Genomic DNA, 16,472 nt, shown 5'->3' with positions numbered 1-16,472 from the left:
TAAAAGTGATTGAGAATCGTTTCAATAAAATTTCAACCTTAGAAGAAGCACTTACACATATTAATGATGGTACGACCTTACTGTTTGGGGGATTTGGTGGTATTGGAAGTCCGCCCACTCTTATTGATGGATTGCTGGATAAAGGGGTAAAAGACTTAACATTAATTGGAAATGACACTGGTTTTCCAAATATAGGTATCGGGAAACTTGTTAGTCGAGGACATGCCAAAAAATGCATCGTCTCCCATATTGGCTCAAACCCTGTTGCAGGACAGCTAATGACAGAGGGGAAGATGGAAATTGAATTTTCTCCACAAGGCACATTGGCGGAACGAATCCGTGCGGGTGGTGTGGGACTTGGTGGGGTTTTAGTAGATGTGGGTATAGACAATGAAATTGTCTCAAATGGCAAACAAATTATTTCAGTTGATGGCAAAGATTATCTCTTGGAAACCCCAATAACCGCAGATGTTTCGATTATTTTTGCGCAGAAAGCCGATCCATTCGGAAATCTTGTCTATGACAAAAGTGCACGAAACATGAATCCTCTTGTTGCAATGGCGGGTAAATTTACTATTGCCGAAGTTGAAGAAATTGTTCCATTGTCAGAGCTTGATCCAGAAGAAATAATAACGCCCGGAATTTATGTTGATATGATTATCAAAAGCAAAGGGGTGAACTGGAAATGGGTATGGGAATAGATATTCGGAACCGGATAGCAAGACGAGCAGCAAGGGAAATTAAGGATGGTATGATTGTCAATTTAGGAATTGGAATTCCTTCCCTCGTACCCAATCACCTGCCTGAGGGAATGAATGTTATGGTCCATGCAGAAAATGGGATTTTGGGAATTGGACCAAGCCCAGAGAGAGGGGAAGAGGATGAGAATCTTTGTAATGCTGCCGGTTATCCTGTTACAACCATAACTGGTTCCTCCTATTTTGATAGTTCCATAGCTTTTGGTATGATTCGCAGAGGCTATATAGATATCACTATTCTAGGCTCGCTCCAAGTCAGTGAAAAAGGCGATCTTGCTAACTGGATTGTTCCTGGAAAACGTGTCCCGGGTATGGGGGGGGCGATGGAGCTTGCACAGAAGGCAAAGAAGGTTATTGTGGTCATGAACCATGTTGATAAACACGGAAATTCAAAGATTGTGAGAGAATGCAGTCTCCCATTAACATCAAAGAGCTGTGTGGACCTAATCATTACAGATATGGCTGTCATTCAGGTGGAGGAAGATGGCCTTCACCTGATAGAGGTGATGACCCCATATTCGGTAGAAGATGTTATTGAAAATACATCTGCAAAATTAAAGTGGGATGAAACAATCTCACATATATCCTAACAAAAAAGGAGGGAGATACGTTGAGTGACTATACCAAAACGGTTCGAAAATGGATTCGAGATAACAAAGGAAAGGGCATACGCCTTTTAAAAAAGCTTGTACAGGAACCTAGTCTTCAAGGCAATGAACGGTCTTCACAAGCAATTGTGATTGAAAAATGTCGTCAGCTTGGAATGGAAATTGATATTTGGGAACCGAATGGCACGGAGCTTTTAAAGCATCCATATTTTGTTTCTCCACGAACAAGTTTCATAGATAGCCCCAATGTTGTAGGTGTCCTAAAGGGTACGGGGGGTGGGAAATCACTTCTACTCAATGGTCATATCGATGTGGTGCCAGAGGGGGACCTAACAAATTGGGATGTAGACCCTTATTCGGCTGAGATTAAGGATGGTAAATTATATGGACGCGGATCCACTGATATGAAAGGTGGAAATGTTGCGTTGCTTTTAGCCATCCAAGCAATTAAAGAGTCAGGGATTCGCTTAAAAGGGGATCTGCTATTTCAAAGTGTGATCGAGGAAGAAAGCGGTGGTGCTGGAACTCTAGCAGCAATCATCAAAGGCTATAAAGCAGATGGTGCGATTATCCCTGAGCCAACCAATATGAAGATATTTCCAAAACAACAAGGTTCCTTATGGTTTGAAATACGTACATTTGGACGATCTGCACACGGTGGAACTAGATATGAAGGCGTAAGTGCCATTGAGAAAAGTATGACTGTCATCAACCATATTCTTAAGCTGGAAATGATTCGGAATGGTGCAATTTCTGACCCGCTTTATAAAAATACACCAATCCCTGTACCGATAAATATCGGAAAAATTAAAGGGGGAACGTGGCCGTCATCTGTTCCTGATATTGTGACAATTGAGGGTAGGATTGGTGTGGCACCGGATGAAACGATTGAACATGCAAAATCCGAAATGAAGAGATGGTTAGCAAAATTACCTGAGATAGATTCCTGGTTTCATGAGCACCCAGTCGAACTTGAGTGGTTTGGTGCAAGATGGGTACCGAGTACCATAGACCTTGACCATGAATTAATGAAAGTAGTGAAGGATAGTTTTAAACAAGTAAAAGGAAAAGAGCCTATTATTGAAGCCTCTCCATGGGGAACAGATGGTGGACTCTTAACTGCTGTTGGAAATATTCCAACCATTGTATTTGGCCCTGGTACAACAGAAGTAGCCCATTATCCAAATGAATATATTGAGCTTGAGAAAATGTTTGAAGCAGCTGAAATTATCGCTCAGACCATTTTGGCATGGTGTGAAGTTTCAGAGGAATGATATGATAGATGAAAAGGGTACCTAGGAGGTTTACAGTTGTCGAATGAAAAATACAGTGAAAACAAACAATTACAAGAAGCTACATATCGAGCAAATATCGTACTAGACTATTTCAACCGTAGACTCAGAGTTTTAGAGTATCGTGGCGATCTTTTGACTTTACTGGACGACATGTATGAGCTTGCACAGGATCATTCATTTGAAAAAATCATTTGTATGGCTAGACGTGAAGACTTGTTTGATTTTATGGCGAAAGGCTTCATGATAGAAGCGGTGGTTCAGAGATATTTTAATGGCAGTGATGCCTACTTTTTAACCAAGTATTTAACAAATGTGAGACGAAATAGCGAAAAATGGATGGAAGAAGAAAATATCATTAACGCTATTCTGAGTGGATCAAAAGAAAATCTTACTACCGATACAAAATTTTTAATCCGTAAGGCAACTCAAGAAGATGCCACTGAGCTTGCATCCTTATATAGTACAGTTTTTCAGATCTACCCTACACCCTTAAACAATCCAACATATATTCAACAAGCCATGAAGGAGACGACTATTTTTTATGTAGTTGAAGATAACGGTGTGATTGTGAGCGCTGCTTCTGCAGATGTGAATTCTACTTTTCATAATGCGGAACTAACCGACTGTGCAACGTTGGATGCTTATCGAAAGCATGGCTTAATGAAAAGACTATTGACACAATTAGAAAAAGAGTTAGTCAAAAATGGAATATATTGTGCGTACTCGATTGCGAGAGCACTTTCATATGGAATGAATAAAAGCTTTTACCAACTTGGGTACTCGTATACGGGTAGACTCACAAATAATTGTTATATTTTCGATAAAATTGAAGATATGAATGTGTGGGTGAAGGACTTATCTAAATAATGAAATGCCAAATTTTCGGCGTAGTGTGCCAATAATTCATCATAGCAAAAAGGAGGTGGGGAAGCTTGCAAATCGGTGAAGAATTAGTCGTAGCCATTTTAGATAGTATTGATGAAGCAATTCATGTTGTAAATGAAGAGGGAATCACCATCTTCTATAACCAGGTTGCTGCACAGCATGATGGGTTGAGTCAGGAAGAGGTCCTTGGGAAGCATCTTCTTGAGGTTTTTCCTTCCTTAACTGAGGATTCTAGCACACTATTAAAGGTGATTCGAACCAAGGAGCCGATTTTTCATCTTCCCCAAACCTATAAAAATATACGGGGAAAACTAATTGATACAATTAATACCACTCTTCCAATAAAAATCGAAGGCTCTTTTATCGGGGCCGTTGAAATTGGAAAAGATTATTCGAAGATAAAGGACTTATCAAATAAATTGTTGGATCTTCAATCTAAAGTTCGGGGTGTTTCAAAAAAACCACACGAACTTTACGGAGCAAAATACACCTTTACAGACATTTTGACGAAAAATGAGCGGTTCAACCATGTAAAGGATCAAGCAGCAAAGGTCGCAAACTCATCATCTACTGTTCTAGTATATGGGGAAACGGGCACCGGGAAGGAGCTTCTCGTTCAAGCGATACACAATGCTTCGGCACGCAGGCAGGCACCATTTATCGCTCAAAACTGTGCTGCACTACCAGAAAGTCTGCTTGAAAGCATTTTGTTTGGAACGGTGAAGGGAAGCTATACCGGGGCAGTTGATCGAGCAGGGTTATTCGAGATAGCTCATGGTGGCACACTCTTTTTAGATGAAATTAATTCGATGCCATTAGAGCTGCAATCCCGTTTGTTGCGTGTCCTAGAGGATGGGTTGGTGCGCCGGATTGGTAGCCCGAAGGCTCTTCAGGTTGATGTAAGAGTGATTGTTGCATTAAATAAATATCCTCTTGAATGTGTGAAGGCGGGGGAATTACGTCCTGATTTGTATTATCGATTGAACGTGTTTTCGCTAGATATTCCTCCATTAAAAGACAGAATTGAGGATATTCCATATTTGGTAGATCACTTTGTATCCATTTTTAATCACAGTTTCGAAAAGCATGTCTCAAGGGTGGATGAAGCAGTTCTACAGTTGTTCTGTAGGTATCAATGGCCAGGTAATGTGAGGGAATTAAAGCATATAATCGAGCATGCGATGATTATGGCAGAGGGTGAAACGCTAACAAAGAGGCAATTGCCAAATCATATTGTGGAGTATACTACCCCTGAGATAACGGGGATATCAGTACGACCATTGCGGCAAACGTTGAGTGAGACAGAGCAAGCGTTAATTGTTGCAGCGATGGAAAAGTCTGGTGGCAATATTAATCAGGCCGCCAAGCTATTGGAAATACCTCGTCAAACTTTACAATATAAATTACAAAAATTAAAACATAAATAGCCCATTTTTTAATAAACTCCTTCCTGCTATTCATTTTGGCATGCAACTTGCATGTAAATGGTAGTAGGGAGGAGATTTTTTATGCATATGAATTTATACAAACCTAAACGTCATTGGAAAGACATTGAATTATGGAAGGATGTTACGGAGGAGCAATGGAATGATTGGATTTGGCAATTAACGAATACCATTCGTACCATAGACGATTTACGTAAAGTGATAAACCTGACACCAGAAGAAGAGGAAGGTGTCTTGATTTCTACTAAGACAATTCCATTAAATATTACGCCATATTATGCATCATTAATGAATCCTGACGATCCTCGATGCCCAATTCGAATGCAATCTGTACCAATTGGAAAAGAAATTCACAAAACGAAATATGACCTAGAGGACCCACTTGAAGAGGATGAAGATTCACCTGTTCCAGGTTTAACGCATCGCTATCCGGACCGTGTTCTCTTCTTAGTGACAAACCAATGCTCCATGTATTGTCGGTATTGTACACGGAGACGATTTTCCGGCCAAATTGGCATGGGTGTGCCGAAAAAACAATTAGATGCTGCGATTGGGTATATTGCGAATACGCCAGAGGTTCGTGATGTATTGATTTCTGGAGGAGACGGTCTCCTCATCAATGATAATATCCTTGAATACATTTTGAAAAACTTACGTGAAATTCCGCATGTGGAAATCATCCGTATTGGAACGAGAGCGCCAGTTGTTTTTCCGCAACGTATAACTGAAAACCTATGTAATATTCTAAAAAAATATCATCCGGTCTGGTTAAACACTCACTTTAATACTTCAATTGAAATTACAGAGGAAGCGAAAAAAGCGTGTGAGATGCTTGTAAACTCAGGTGTTCCGGTTGGGAACCAATCGGTTATTTTAGCTGGAATTAATGACAGTGTCGAAATTATGAAAAAGCTAATGCATGATTTAGTGAAAATTAGGGTTCGACCTTATTATATTTATCAATGTGATTTATCTGAAGGAATTGGACACTTTCGAGCGCCGGTTTCAAAGGGCTTGGAAATTATCGAAGGCTTACGTGGACACACCTCGGGCTATGCGGTGCCAACATTCGTCGTCGACGCTCCAGGTGGAGGCGGAAAAATCGCGGTACAGCCTAACTATTTACTCTCACAAAGTCCCGAAAAAGTGGTGCTGCGTAACTTTGAAGGTGTCATTACAACGTATCCAGAACCGGAGAACTACGTGCCAGGTCGTGCGGATGCTTATTTTACCGAGCATGTTGGTTCACTTGAGGATAAAAAGTCAACTGCGGGGATAGCGGGACTACTGGGTGAGGGCTTTAATCTTGTCCCTGAAGGAATTAACCGAATCTCAAGAAGAAAGAAATACAATGAGGATCCAACACATAGTACATTAAAGGATAAACGTGACAAACGAGATGAACTGAAGGAGAAAAAGTTCAAATCTACACTAGAAAAAATGAAAGGTACCGAAAAGAAAGACCAGTCTTAGGATTACTAGTATGGTGGGTACGATAACTTCACCATTGTTTAAAAAGGAGGGATTGGCTTGAATTGTATGTGGTGTGAATCGGAAAAAGCACGTGAAACCACAAACAGTGTGTATTGGGAACTGCCTGATGGAACGTGCGCAATTGAAATTTCAGAGACACCTTGCGTAAAATGTGAAGAATGTGGAATGGAATATCAGGAAGAAAGCATAATTAACGAAATTGAAGACCAGCTTCTGTTAATTGATACGAAAAAACTTTCGAAAACAATTGGATATAAGGAACTCATGGACATTCCTAGGTTTTTAAAGCATAACTACTTCCGTTTTTAAACATTTTTGATTTGACATGCTTCCATATCGTGATAAAATGACAAAAATGAACGCTTATGTAGGATGTGGTGTCGTGGGGAAGTCATTTTACCATTATATTGTAAAGTATCGTGCAGCAAAAACGAGGGATGAAATTAGTCAATTTGCGAATGATGTCTATTTGGATCATAGCTTTCCAATTTATTCAACTGACTATGACGAATTGAGCTCGTATCTTGAGCTAAACGGGCATTATTTGAAAAGCATGTCTATTTTTGATAATGCCTGGGAGCTTTATAAAAATGAAGATTAGTTTTACTTTTAAATATAATTTTTCAGGAAATTCGAGAAATTAGGATTAAATATGGTAGGGTTATTTGATTTATTCCACTGAGATGCAAAATCTCGGTGGTTTTTTTCTTTTATAGACATGTGATCCTACTAAAATAGAAAAATACTGTCACTATTTTCATATTACTGTCACTATCAGAAAAATACTGTTACTATTCACGAAATACTGTCACTATCCGTGAAAATACTGTCACTAACCAAATCCCCATGTCCCAAACAATCGCTAAATCGAACAGCATTCCCCCAAAATTTTAGGCTCGCCATCAGTAAATTTTTCTTATCTCACAAGCCTCATTATATTGCCGTTTTAGCAAAGACTTGCATATACTATCTCACACCCTTCAAATCGACACAGGAAGCAGAGGGATGATGATAAATGGAAGAGAAAAGTAAAAAGCCCAAATACAAAATCGGTGACATTGTCGTTGTTACGTTATATGGAACAGTGGGATCTGTGACCGATATTCGTAAGCTTGATGGAAATTATCTATATAAAGTGAATAAAGGCGAGGCTTTTTACGCTGAATCGTCATTAACCCTGCTGTCACACTATAAAGCCATGCCGATTGAAATTGAAAAACTAGAAATCGAGTATAAGTATTATTTTGGTGACCTTGTCTTCGTACAGGGGTATGACAACGATGTATTCAAGATTGTCGGAATACACACTGAAATATGGCGGTACAAAGAGGGTGCATGGGAGGATGTGATTTATGAATTAGCACGATTAACAGATGGTGAGTGGCTCGAAGCAGGAGAGGATGAGCTAACACTACTTGCAGATTTTGATCAAGCAGAAACATTCCTTCAAAAATATTCATTAAAGTATTTTGTGAAAAAGAAAAACAAAAATGTGGGGATGTATGAAAATATGGATATTTATCGTAAATCCGAAAAAGATCATATGCGTATTAAGAAGGAGAAAAAAGAAATCATTGATGGATTACTTGATGTGTACAACGATTATAAGATCCTGTACGACATGTTCCAGGATCCAAAATATAAAGACGTAATGGATTTAGCTATGAAAAATCTACAAAAATTTGAAACTGGGAAGGGTAACGATTAACCAATGAACCAAGCTTGTACCAACACGTAGAAAAAATAAGGGATCCCTAAAAATAGAATAATAGAAAATAAACCTTTTGTTACTTTTCCTAGTACTTTGTCAAATTGTTCCCCATCAATAAATTCAAGGATTTTGTTTGTCTGATTTTCTTCTTTTATAGGAAAGTTTACGATTGTACCATGCTTTGTCATGTGAATCCCTCCATTAGGCTTGTCCAACTTTATACTCCATCCTATGTATGAGAAATCCATTTCATGACTAAAAAATAATTACATAACTAAATGACATAGGTGTAGAGATTTAAACATACATCTTAGTAAAGGGGGCGATCATGCTGAAGGAGATCGAGGTTGTCATTGACACTGAGGAAATTGCGGAGTTTTTCTATAACGAACTTGTTGGGCGGGGATTTGCCCCAAGTGAGGAAGAGCTAGAGGAGCTAGCCGACATCACATTTGAATATTTGCTCTTTAAATGCGTCATTGACGAGGAAAATGAATAAATATAATACATATCCACTCCTACAACTCGACGGTGTATCCGTCGTTTTTTTGTTGTATGAAAGATTTTTTTGAAGAAGTTAGAAACCTTTTTCAATCAGAATCGTATAGTTTTATATCCAAAGAAAAGAGGAGGAACTCATAATGTCCTTATTTAATAAAATTTTATCAAGTATTGGTGTCGGTAGTGCAAGGGTAGACACGAAACTCACAACAGATCAGTTACGTGTAGGTGAAAAGGTAAGTGGTGTAGTTGAGATTGTAGGTGGTAGCACAGAGCAGCAAATTGATGAGATTTATCTTTCCTTAATGACAACGTATCTTAAAGAATCAAATGACAGAAAGTTTAATCAGCAAGCTACCATTGAAAAAATAAAAATCGTTGAACGTTTTACAATAGGCAGCAATGAGAAACGAGAAATTCCTTTTTCATTTGTACTTCCTCTTGATACACCAGCAACACTTGGAAAAACAAAAGTTTGGATTCAAACAGGATTGGATATTAAAAATGCCATTGACCCAACTGACAAAGATTATCTTTCCGTTTCACCATCACCTTTAATGGCAGGTGTGTTGAATGCGGTATATGACTTAGGTTTTAGCTTACGCAAGGTGGATTGTGAGGCAGCTCCTTATCGCTTGAGAAAACGTTTACCGTTTATTCAAGAATTTGAGTTTGTACCAACTAGCGGGGCATATCGAGGTAAATTAGACGAAGTTGAGGTCATGTTCTTCCCTCAATCACCAGATCAATTAGAAGTATTGATGCAGGTTGACCGACGTGCACGTGGTTTAGGTAGCTTCCTTGCAGAAGCATTGGAGATGGATGAATCATATGTGAGATTCACTGTGAATACAAGTGACCTTCCAAATCTCAAATCGCAAATTAATTCGTTAATCAGCCGTCATAGTTAAAAAGTAGGGCGTCCAATCGGACGCCCTTCAGACTGTTGAAAAACGCTCGCATGCTGCGTGTTGCCTCATGAAGGCAACTTCTATTCGCGTCTGTGCTCGACTTTGCGGCTTGTCTGACAAATGATTCAATCAATATTATCAGTTAGCAGCTCTATTACTCATTATGTCCTGGTCCATTTTTACGGCCACCAGCAGCAGAGAATTCTTTTCCATGTGCGATCTGTTCGGCCTCAATCGCTTCAGGTGGTATATGGTTGTTCTTCTTTGGTGCATTTATGCGATTACGGTTTTTCTTACCCACAATAATCCCTCCATTTACTTAGGCTGCATAAAGCCTTGTTTTTCACCTTTAGATGTATTCGGCGGGTTTCCAATACCCTTTGTTGTATCAGTTTCATTCGCATATTGAACCGCTTGTTTTAGTTTTTTACTCATTCCTTGCTTGGACAAGTGATTTCCCCCTTACCACCAAATCAAATATGTTTTGGTTATTTTGTGATTCCATTTTTGAGAACTCTTTTGAACATTCCTCTGTCATTCCGAGGCTTACTTTAATCAGAATAGGGGTAACCCTTAACAACTAATTAAAGTAATACACCATTATCTTTCCCCATATTTTTGTGTTAATGAATGTTTTTACTTTATTCAGTCAGAAGTCTGACTCCGGTGGTACCTAGATGTTTTTATAAAAAACTTTTAGAAAACAACAAAATCAAAGACTTAGAACGCCACCATGTGCAACGTTTTATTGACCACCTCATGTGGGCCGAAAAATTTGGCGAAAATACGCCAAGACGTATTTGGATGTAGAATATAATTGTGGTATGCTAGGAAAAGTGTAAGATTTTTTTTAGGAGGACATTAGATGAGTACACATATTGGTGCAAAACAAGGTGAAATCGCAGAAACAGTGTTGCTTCCGGGTGACCCGTTACGCGCAAAATATATTGCAGAGACGTTTTTAGAAGATGTTACATGCTATAACGAAGTAAGAGGTATGTTAGGTTTTACCGGTACATATAAAGGCAAACGAGTATCTGTACAAGGAACGGGAATGGGTGTACCATCCATTTCAATCTACATACATGAATTAATGAACGAGTATGGTGTTCAAAATTTAATACGAGTTGGCACATGTGGTGCGATTCAAAAGGACGTAAAGGTTCGTGATGTAATCTTGGCCATGACGTCATCAACCAACTCACAAATGAACCGCCTAACCTTTGGTGGTGTGGATTATGCGCCGACTGCATCATTTGACTTACTAAAGAGAGCATATGATGTTGGAAGTGAAAAAGGAATGGCACTAAAAGTTGGGAATGTCTTTACAAGTGATGTTTTCTACAATGAAAATGCTGAGCTTGAAAAATGGGCAAACTACGGTATTCTTGCAATCGAAATGGAAACCACTGCACTCTATACATTAGCGGCTAAATTTGGACGTAATGCATTATCCGTATTAACAGTAAGTGACCATATTTTAACGGGTGAAGAGACAACAGCAGAAGAACGACAAACGACCTTTAACGATATGATTGAAGTTGCACTAGAAGCGGCATTGAAAGAGTAAGAAAGGGGGGGAGATTTCGTGTTACGAGATTTTTCCCCTTTTTATTAGGGTGATGAGTATATGAAAAAACGATTTGTTAAATATGTATTAATTGTCGCAATTGCGTTTTTCGTCTTCTTTGGTTTGAAAATCATTTCTCCATCTGAATCCTATACGGATACTGATGAAGAATTGAAAAGTCAGTTAATTGTAAACGGCTACAAAATAGAGGGTATCACCTTTTATGGAAATCAAGTACTAGCATTTCTTGAAGAAAAAGGCGAAAAAAAGCTATACATTGGGGACCATGAACAGTCTATTATTGACAATGTACAACCATGGGCTGATTTTCAGCCACCAAAAAGCACGGATAAAATATATGAAGGTGTTGAAGTGAATCCCGATGCCCATCTTTTGTATTTATATGGTCAAAAAAAGGATGGCAGTAATTTCGTTGATGTGATTAATATAGCAACAAAAGAACCTGTATCGGAGATTCCATTGGAAGGCTCGGCTAAACTGAGCAATATAAAATTCAAAAATGGTTACACCGAAGGAATGCTGTATGCAAAAACTAATCCAGAAGAACAAAAGGCTGAGATTATTTTAAATAATATAGATTTCACCTCACATATGGACTTACTTGTTGTGGATTTACCATCGAAAGATTCATATGTGGACTGGGTCGATGTGAATCCGGAGCTTGAGCATATTGTTTATACGATAAAGGACAAGAAAAAAGTCACAGCCTTTGTTCATGAATTATCCACAAATGTTACCACTCCACTGAAAAAAATAAGTGGAGACAAATTTCTATTTGATGGGGAACAGCTTGTCGGTTTCCGATCGAAAAAAGACACGCTGGAAATTAAAGAATATGAATACAACCGTAATACTGATTCCACTACTCAGAATGAAAACTATGATATTGTCATAAAAAATGGGATTGTCTTAGACCCTGATAAAGAAACTATTAAAATTGGCTATCATGTTGGGATTAAGGATGACAAAGTAGCTGCAATAACCAAAACAGATATTCAAGGAGATACAGTCCTTGACGCGTACCAAAAAATAGTTAGTCCGGGATTTATTGATATGCTTTCCTTTAATCCAGATCCAATGTCTGCAAAATTCAAAATTGGGGATGGTGTTACAACAAACCTTTCAATGCATGGATGTACGGTGGATTTTAATGGGTTCTTTGCTCAATACGAGAAATTTCCTACTTCCGTAAATTACGGTGGGGCGCTTTTTGCAGTCCGTCTTCGGTATGAGGCTGGACTTGGAAATCATGGAACACCTACACAAGAACAAATTGACTATATGGTAAAACGCGCTGAGGAAGAAATTAGAAAAGGTGCACTCTCAGTAGCCTTTAGTCCTGAGTATTATCCAGGAACAACCCCTGAAGAGATTAAGGCCATTATGAAGGTTGCAAAGAAATATGGGCTCGTTACTCACTTCCATGGTAGACACTCAGCAATTACAGGTGAACATACGAGCATTGATTCGGTTAAAGAAGTACTTGGGTATGCAAGAGAGCTTAATGCACCGGTACATTTTATGCACCTTCACAGTACAGGAGGTACAGGTGCTATGGATGAAGCCCTTGCACTGATTGAAGAAGCTAGAGCTGAAGGATACCATGTAACGTATGATATATATCCATACGACTCTTGGGCGACAGACATTTCGTTTGAGCGTTTAAGTGGGGATTGGCAATCACGCTTTGGGATATCATACTCGGATATCCAAGTAGCAGGCACATCGGAACGTTTAACAGAGGAAACCTTTTCGAAATACCGTAAAAAAGGCGGACAGGTTATTGTTTATGCCATGAATGAAGACGAGCTTATCAAAGCGCTCCAGGTTGACCATAGTATGATTGGTAGCGATGCCACGATGAATAGCGAGTATAATCACCCAAGGGGCGCAGGTACATTTTCACGATTCATCGGTCGTTATATTCGGGACCTTGATGTATTACCACTCATGGAAGGTATGAAGAAAATAACGATCCATTCGGCAAGGCAACTAGAGGATGTTGCTCCTGCCATGGCGACCCGAGGAAGGCTTCAGGAGGGTGCAACCGCAGATATTACAATCTTTGATTATGATAAAATTATTGATACATCAACAGCCGAAAAACCGGCGTCATTATCTACTGGCATCGAATATGTACTAGTGTCAGGTGAGATAGCGAAGGACGATAGCGGTGTTCTACCTCACGTAAAAAACGGGCAACCGATTATTGGGGTATTTGAATAATCATTCTACCTTCCAAAACATGTATGATCGCCCTATTGTTAAACAACATAATCTCGGACAAGTAGTGGATACTTTTAAAGAGGTGATTTTCATGAACCATGAGAAGGATTATGATCGAGATCTGGATCGTGAGGATACGCTCACTGAAAATTCGTTAAAGGCCATTCTCGAAACAGCCTATAAAGCAGAATCTGAATTGATGCGACGTTATTTAAATACATCTGAACGGGTTCATCATGACGAAGAGCTAAAACAAAGACTCACTAATTTTGCAGAAGGAAATGCGAAACGTACGAAACAATTGCAAAATGAAATCGAGAAACTACATTAATCATGCCACGGAGGTAATCCTCCTGTGGCATTTTTAAATGATAAGATCATATAAAGATTTCCTGCTCAGTTTTCAATGTCTAGCTTTAATTCGCCATCAGCCCGAGGTCACAAGACAATTGCTTCTGAAGGCAAAAAGCGACTTCTGTCAGCACTTATCTAGTGGCTTGTCGCCTAAGGCAGCGGGCCGTTCGCTTTTCTTATACATGAGATGGTAGTGAATTGTTTAAGCTAAGTGAAAAGAATTTGGTGGTGTCATTATGCCTGAGTTACCAGAAATGGAAACATATAAAAACCTTTTGCAGTTGAAAGTAGCTGGTCATACCATTCAATCGGTCGAGGTTAATCGTGAAAAATCAATCAATACGCCTGTTTCTGACTTTACAAGAGAATTAGTTGGAACCAAAATCATTAGCGTAAAAAGGCGAGGAAAGCATCTCATTTTTGAGTTAGAGACAGGGAAGAGATTATTACTTCACCTCATGCTGGGCGGTCTCATGTATATTGAGACAGAGAACGACACGATTTCAAGGACGAAACAAGTTATTCTTTCCTTTGCCTCTCACCATCTTACTTTTATTGGTTTGCGATTAGGTTACTTGCACCTCCTCACCCCAAAAGAAATAGATGATGAGTTTTCTGACCTAGGTCCCGAACCGTTACAACCAGATTTTACACCTCAACAGTTTGAAAAGTTAATAGAAAACAAAAGAGGGAGGTTAAAAACAACACTGGTGGATCAACACTTTATCGCGGGAATTGGAAATTGTTACTCGGATGAAATATGTTTTGAAGCAGGACTACTGCCCACCCGAACCTTTGATACCCTTGATGAGACACAAACTGAGAAATTGTATCATTCCATTCAATCGGTTTTACAGGAAGCTATCCGGTTTGGTGGCTATATTGAACAACCTCTATTTAAGGACGACCAATTAACTGGGGGTTATAATGAGAAATGTAAAGTCTATGATCGTGAAGGTCAAACTTGTATACGATGTGGTTCGAAAATTGTGAAGAAACTAATTTCTTCTAGGAAGACATTTTTTTGTGCAAATTGCCAAATCTAAAAAAAAAACACTTGATTATCATAGGGTTTAATGGCTATTCTAAAGGAGAACGAATATTAGAAAGAGGGATTATTATGGCAGAAAAAACATTTACTATTACAAGTGATGCGGGGCTACATGCAAGACCGGCAACGAAACTTGTACATAAAGCAAGCCAATACCAATCAGAAATTACACTTTCTTTCAATGGTAAATCAGTAAACCTTAAATCAATTATGGGTGTAATGTCTTTAGGCGTACCTAAAGGATCAGAAATTGTAATCCAAGCAGAGGGAAATGATGCAGAGGACGCGTTAAATGGACTTGCTTCTGTATTAAAAGAAGAAGGTCTTGGTGAATAATAGAAAAGTAAGTAAACAACCATCAGCTTGATGGTTGTTTTTATGTTACGACAGAAAAAACTTGCTTGACTAATTCTGGTTGGAACAAAGATAAAGTTACCGGTCATGAATAAGGCACGATTACTTTACGCAGTCTCTTCGCCTTCTTCAGTTGCTAATACGAGTGCTCCATGGCGGATTAAATACTGAAAATGAGAGATTGGGAATACACCTTTTTGCTTTGATTCTAACTCAATTCGAACAGATGAATTATTTATTTCAACAACCTTTAATGTCTTTGCATCACATAAGTTCGGTACAAATTTCTGTGTAATACCAAATTCCATATTTGTCACAAGTTCAAGGTTTTCTTTTGTCATACTTGCTCACCACCTTCTTCATATACGTAATATGTCCAATACATAGAAAATCATACCAGAAGTGCAAATATTTACTTGTTATTAAAATTTCTAGTTCGCATTATTGGTATTTTCTTGTTAAAATCGTTAATATTTATATACGATCATTTATTTTAGTTTGGAGGATTCACATTTGAAACCGATTAAGAAAGAAGAAGTACAGGACATCATCAATCGTTTTGCAAATCAAAGCGTCTATATTCATCTTGAAACTACCAATGGAGCTTATGCTGTTCATTCTGGTACACGTAAGACATCTGCAGGTGCGTTTATTCGTAACGCTCTTGTAACTTATTCAGAGGGGAAAATCGTTGGAACTGATCCATATCGAGTTGGTCTAAAGATGGATATCGGCTGGATATATGCCGAAGGGTTAACAGATTGGGAACTCGACGAAAAGGACCGTCTTTTATTAGCGGGCCATGATGAAGAAGGAAAACTAGCTGTTGCCCTTCAAATTAGTTCAACCCCATTCTAAAAAAAGGTATATTCTTAAAAAAAGATTTCAAAAAGGAGGATGAAAAGGACCGCGTCGACAAGGACGCCACGTCCTTATGTCTTGTCGACACTAGCACATCCTGTGCGTCGAAAGTTCGAGGGGCACAGTTCCTTCGTAGCGGAACGTATGCAGTCAATACGTGAGCATAAGGTTATGCTTCAAAGAATTCGCTTCGCAAGACGGAAAAGTGATATTCTTTTCCTAGGAACGGAAAAACAAGCCAACGAGCTTCCACAGGAAGTGGTGACTTCGACGTTCGACACAGGACGTGTCGGTATTTAGTCGAAGATCTTCTGAAGACGTGTCATTTTCACCGGACTTTTTTGAACATCCGATTCTTAAAATAAAGGTTCAAAAAGGAGGATGAAAAGGACCAAGAAGTTTGAGGCGGCGCAGTTTTGAGTAGCGG

21 protein-coding genes are annotated in these 16,472 nt (G+C 38.9%); 17 read left to right on the top strand and 4 right to left on the bottom strand.

Features of this window, described 5'->3' with window-relative positions; all coding sequences use genetic code 11:
• The first annotated feature begins 8 nt into the window (after positions 1-8).
• The 9 genes from ACWNMY_RS01905 (at position 9) to ACWNMY_RS01865 (ending at position 8,193) form a co-directional block, all read left to right on the top strand.
• Positions 9-701, top strand: coding sequence for a CoA transferase subunit A (locus ACWNMY_RS01905; protein WP_449538367.1), 693 nt, complete (start codon positions 9-11; stop codon positions 699-701).
• On the top strand, positions 686-1,348 hold the full coding sequence (locus ACWNMY_RS01900; RefSeq protein ID WP_449536596.1) for a 3-oxoacid CoA-transferase subunit B: 663 nt from the start codon (positions 686-688) through the stop codon (positions 1,346-1,348). The genes ACWNMY_RS01905 and ACWNMY_RS01900 overlap by 16 nt, the downstream gene beginning before the upstream one ends.
• A 20-nt stretch (positions 1,349-1,368) precedes the next feature.
• Positions 1,369-2,640, top strand: coding sequence for a peptidase (locus ACWNMY_RS01895; RefSeq protein ID WP_449536595.1), 1,272 nt, complete (start codon positions 1,369-1,371; stop codon positions 2,638-2,640).
• 36 nt (positions 2,641-2,676) lie between these two features.
• Positions 2,677-3,528: a putative beta-lysine N-acetyltransferase gene (ablB, locus tag ACWNMY_RS01890; RefSeq protein ID WP_449536594.1), complete on the top strand. Its 852-nt coding sequence runs from the start codon at positions 2,677-2,679 to the stop codon at positions 3,526-3,528.
• Between the two features lie 65 nt (positions 3,529-3,593).
• Complete coding sequence (locus ACWNMY_RS01885) at positions 3,594-4,973, top strand: sigma-54 interaction domain-containing protein (RefSeq protein WP_449536593.1); 1,380 nt, start codon at positions 3,594-3,596, stop codon at positions 4,971-4,973.
• Positions 4,974-5,054: 81 nt separating this feature from the next.
• Complete coding sequence (gene kamA / locus ACWNMY_RS01880; RefSeq protein WP_449536592.1) at positions 5,055-6,464, top strand: lysine 2,3-aminomutase; 1,410 nt, start codon at positions 5,055-5,057, stop codon at positions 6,462-6,464.
• A 57-nt stretch (positions 6,465-6,521) separates the two neighbouring features.
• Entirely contained in the window at positions 6,522-6,794 is a 273-nt protein-coding gene (locus tag ACWNMY_RS01875; protein WP_449536591.1) for a YokU family protein, read from the top strand.
• Between the two features lie 46 nt (positions 6,795-6,840).
• Positions 6,841-7,086, top strand: coding sequence for a YozE family protein (locus tag ACWNMY_RS01870; RefSeq protein ID WP_449536590.1), 246 nt, complete (start codon positions 6,841-6,843; stop codon positions 7,084-7,086).
• A gap of 414 nt (positions 7,087-7,500) precedes the next feature.
• Complete coding sequence (locus ACWNMY_RS01865; protein ID WP_449536589.1) at positions 7,501-8,193, top strand: hypothetical protein; 693 nt, start codon at positions 7,501-7,503, stop codon at positions 8,191-8,193.
• On the opposite strand, the gene ACWNMY_RS01860 is transcribed toward ACWNMY_RS01865, so the two are convergent.
• On the bottom strand, positions 8,190-8,384 hold the full coding sequence (locus tag ACWNMY_RS01860) for a hypothetical protein (RefSeq protein ID WP_449536588.1): 195 nt from the start codon (positions 8,382-8,384) through the stop codon (positions 8,190-8,192). The genes ACWNMY_RS01865 and ACWNMY_RS01860 overlap by 4 nt on opposite strands.
• 143 nt (positions 8,385-8,527) lie before the next feature.
• Between ACWNMY_RS01860 and ACWNMY_RS01855 the strand changes: the two genes are divergently transcribed.
• The gene (locus ACWNMY_RS01855; protein WP_449538366.1) at positions 8,528-8,695 is read left to right on the top strand and encodes a YozD family protein; all 168 of its coding nucleotides are present in this window, start codon (positions 8,528-8,530) and stop codon (positions 8,693-8,695) included.
• Between the two features lie 142 nt (positions 8,696-8,837).
• On the top strand, positions 8,838-9,608 hold the full coding sequence (locus tag ACWNMY_RS01850) for a sporulation protein (RefSeq protein WP_449536587.1): 771 nt from the start codon (positions 8,838-8,840) through the stop codon (positions 9,606-9,608).
• A 154-nt stretch (positions 9,609-9,762) separates the two neighbouring features.
• Here ACWNMY_RS01850 and ACWNMY_RS01845 read toward each other — a convergent pair whose 3' ends face one another.
• Positions 9,763-9,909: a hypothetical protein gene (locus ACWNMY_RS01845; protein ID WP_449536586.1), complete on the bottom strand. Its 147-nt coding sequence runs from the start codon at positions 9,907-9,909 to the stop codon at positions 9,763-9,765.
• A 14-nt stretch (positions 9,910-9,923) separates the two neighbouring features.
• Complete coding sequence (locus tag ACWNMY_RS01840; RefSeq protein ID WP_449536585.1) at positions 9,924-10,058, bottom strand: hypothetical protein; 135 nt, start codon at positions 10,056-10,058, stop codon at positions 9,924-9,926.
• Between the two features lie 415 nt (positions 10,059-10,473).
• Between ACWNMY_RS01840 and deoD the strand changes: the two genes are divergently transcribed.
• From deoD to ACWNMY_RS01815, 5 genes are all read left to right on the top strand, one after another.
• Positions 10,474-11,178 carry a purine-nucleoside phosphorylase gene (gene deoD / locus ACWNMY_RS01835; protein ID WP_449536584.1) on the top strand — a complete coding sequence of 235 codons (705 nt, stop codon included), beginning with the start codon at positions 10,474-10,476 and terminating at the stop codon, positions 11,176-11,178.
• Between the two features lie 60 nt (positions 11,179-11,238).
• Positions 11,239-13,425: an amidohydrolase family protein gene (locus ACWNMY_RS01830; protein WP_449536583.1), complete on the top strand. Its 2,187-nt coding sequence runs from the start codon at positions 11,239-11,241 to the stop codon at positions 13,423-13,425.
• 91 nt (positions 13,426-13,516) lie between these two features.
• Positions 13,517-13,756: a hypothetical protein gene (locus ACWNMY_RS01825; protein WP_449536582.1), complete on the top strand. Its 240-nt coding sequence runs from the start codon at positions 13,517-13,519 to the stop codon at positions 13,754-13,756.
• 259 nt (positions 13,757-14,015) lie between these two features.
• Complete coding sequence (mutM, locus tag ACWNMY_RS01820; protein WP_449536581.1) at positions 14,016-14,825, top strand: bifunctional DNA-formamidopyrimidine glycosylase/DNA-(apurinic or apyrimidinic site) lyase; 810 nt, start codon at positions 14,016-14,018, stop codon at positions 14,823-14,825.
• Positions 14,826-14,899: 74 nt separating this feature from the next.
• The gene (locus tag ACWNMY_RS01815; RefSeq protein ID WP_449536580.1) at positions 14,900-15,166 is read left to right on the top strand and encodes a phosphocarrier protein HPr; all 267 of its coding nucleotides are present in this window, start codon (positions 14,900-14,902) and stop codon (positions 15,164-15,166) included.
• A 125-nt stretch (positions 15,167-15,291) separates the two neighbouring features.
• Here the strand turns inward: ACWNMY_RS01815 and ACWNMY_RS01810 are convergent, their stop codons facing one another.
• On the bottom strand, positions 15,292-15,525 hold the full coding sequence (locus tag ACWNMY_RS01810; RefSeq protein WP_449536579.1) for a hypothetical protein: 234 nt from the start codon (positions 15,523-15,525) through the stop codon (positions 15,292-15,294).
• A 172-nt stretch (positions 15,526-15,697) separates the two neighbouring features.
• On the opposite strand from ACWNMY_RS01810, the gene ACWNMY_RS01805 reads away from it, so the two are divergent.
• A complete protein-coding gene (locus ACWNMY_RS01805; protein ID WP_449536578.1) occupies positions 15,698-16,042 on the top strand; it encodes a YojF family protein in 345 nt (114 codons plus the stop codon).
• Positions 16,043-16,472: the final 430 nt, after the last annotated feature.

Source organism: Ferdinandcohnia sp. Marseille-Q9671, from assembly GCF_976954385.1.
The sequence above is the reverse complement of the archived record's forward strand: the minus strand, read 5'-3'. Positions and strand labels throughout refer to the sequence as shown.

Coding starts and splice junctions, on each gene's coding strand:
- ACWNMY_RS01850 (WP_449536587.1), top strand. CDS start 8,838: ATGTCCTTATTTAATAAAATTTTATCAAGTATTGGTGTCGGTAGTGCA.
- ACWNMY_RS01870 (WP_449536590.1), top strand. CDS start 6,841: ATGAACGCTTATGTAGGATGTGGTGTCGTGGGGAAGTCATTTTACCAT.
- deoD (WP_449536584.1), top strand. CDS start 10,474: ATGAGTACACATATTGGTGCAAAACAAGGTGAAATCGCAGAAACAGTG.
- ACWNMY_RS01900 (WP_449536596.1), top strand. CDS start 686: ATGGGTATGGGAATAGATATTCGGAACCGGATAGCAAGACGAGCAGCA.
- mutM (WP_449536581.1), top strand. CDS start 14,016: ATGCCTGAGTTACCAGAAATGGAAACATATAAAAACCTTTTGCAGTTG.
- ACWNMY_RS01860 (WP_449536588.1), bottom strand. CDS start 8,384: ATGACAAAGCATGGTACAATCGTAAACTTTCCTATAAAAGAAGAAAAT.
- kamA (WP_449536592.1), top strand. CDS start 5,055: ATGCATATGAATTTATACAAACCTAAACGTCATTGGAAAGACATTGAA.
- ACWNMY_RS01810 (WP_449536579.1), bottom strand. CDS start 15,525: ATGACAAAAGAAAACCTTGAACTTGTGACAAATATGGAATTTGGTATT.
- ACWNMY_RS01865 (WP_449536589.1), top strand. CDS start 7,501: ATGGAAGAGAAAAGTAAAAAGCCCAAATACAAAATCGGTGACATTGTC.
- ACWNMY_RS01815 (WP_449536580.1), top strand. CDS start 14,900: ATGGCAGAAAAAACATTTACTATTACAAGTGATGCGGGGCTACATGCA.
- ACWNMY_RS01825 (WP_449536582.1), top strand. CDS start 13,517: ATGAACCATGAGAAGGATTATGATCGAGATCTGGATCGTGAGGATACG.
- ACWNMY_RS01830 (WP_449536583.1), top strand. CDS start 11,239: ATGAAAAAACGATTTGTTAAATATGTATTAATTGTCGCAATTGCGTTT.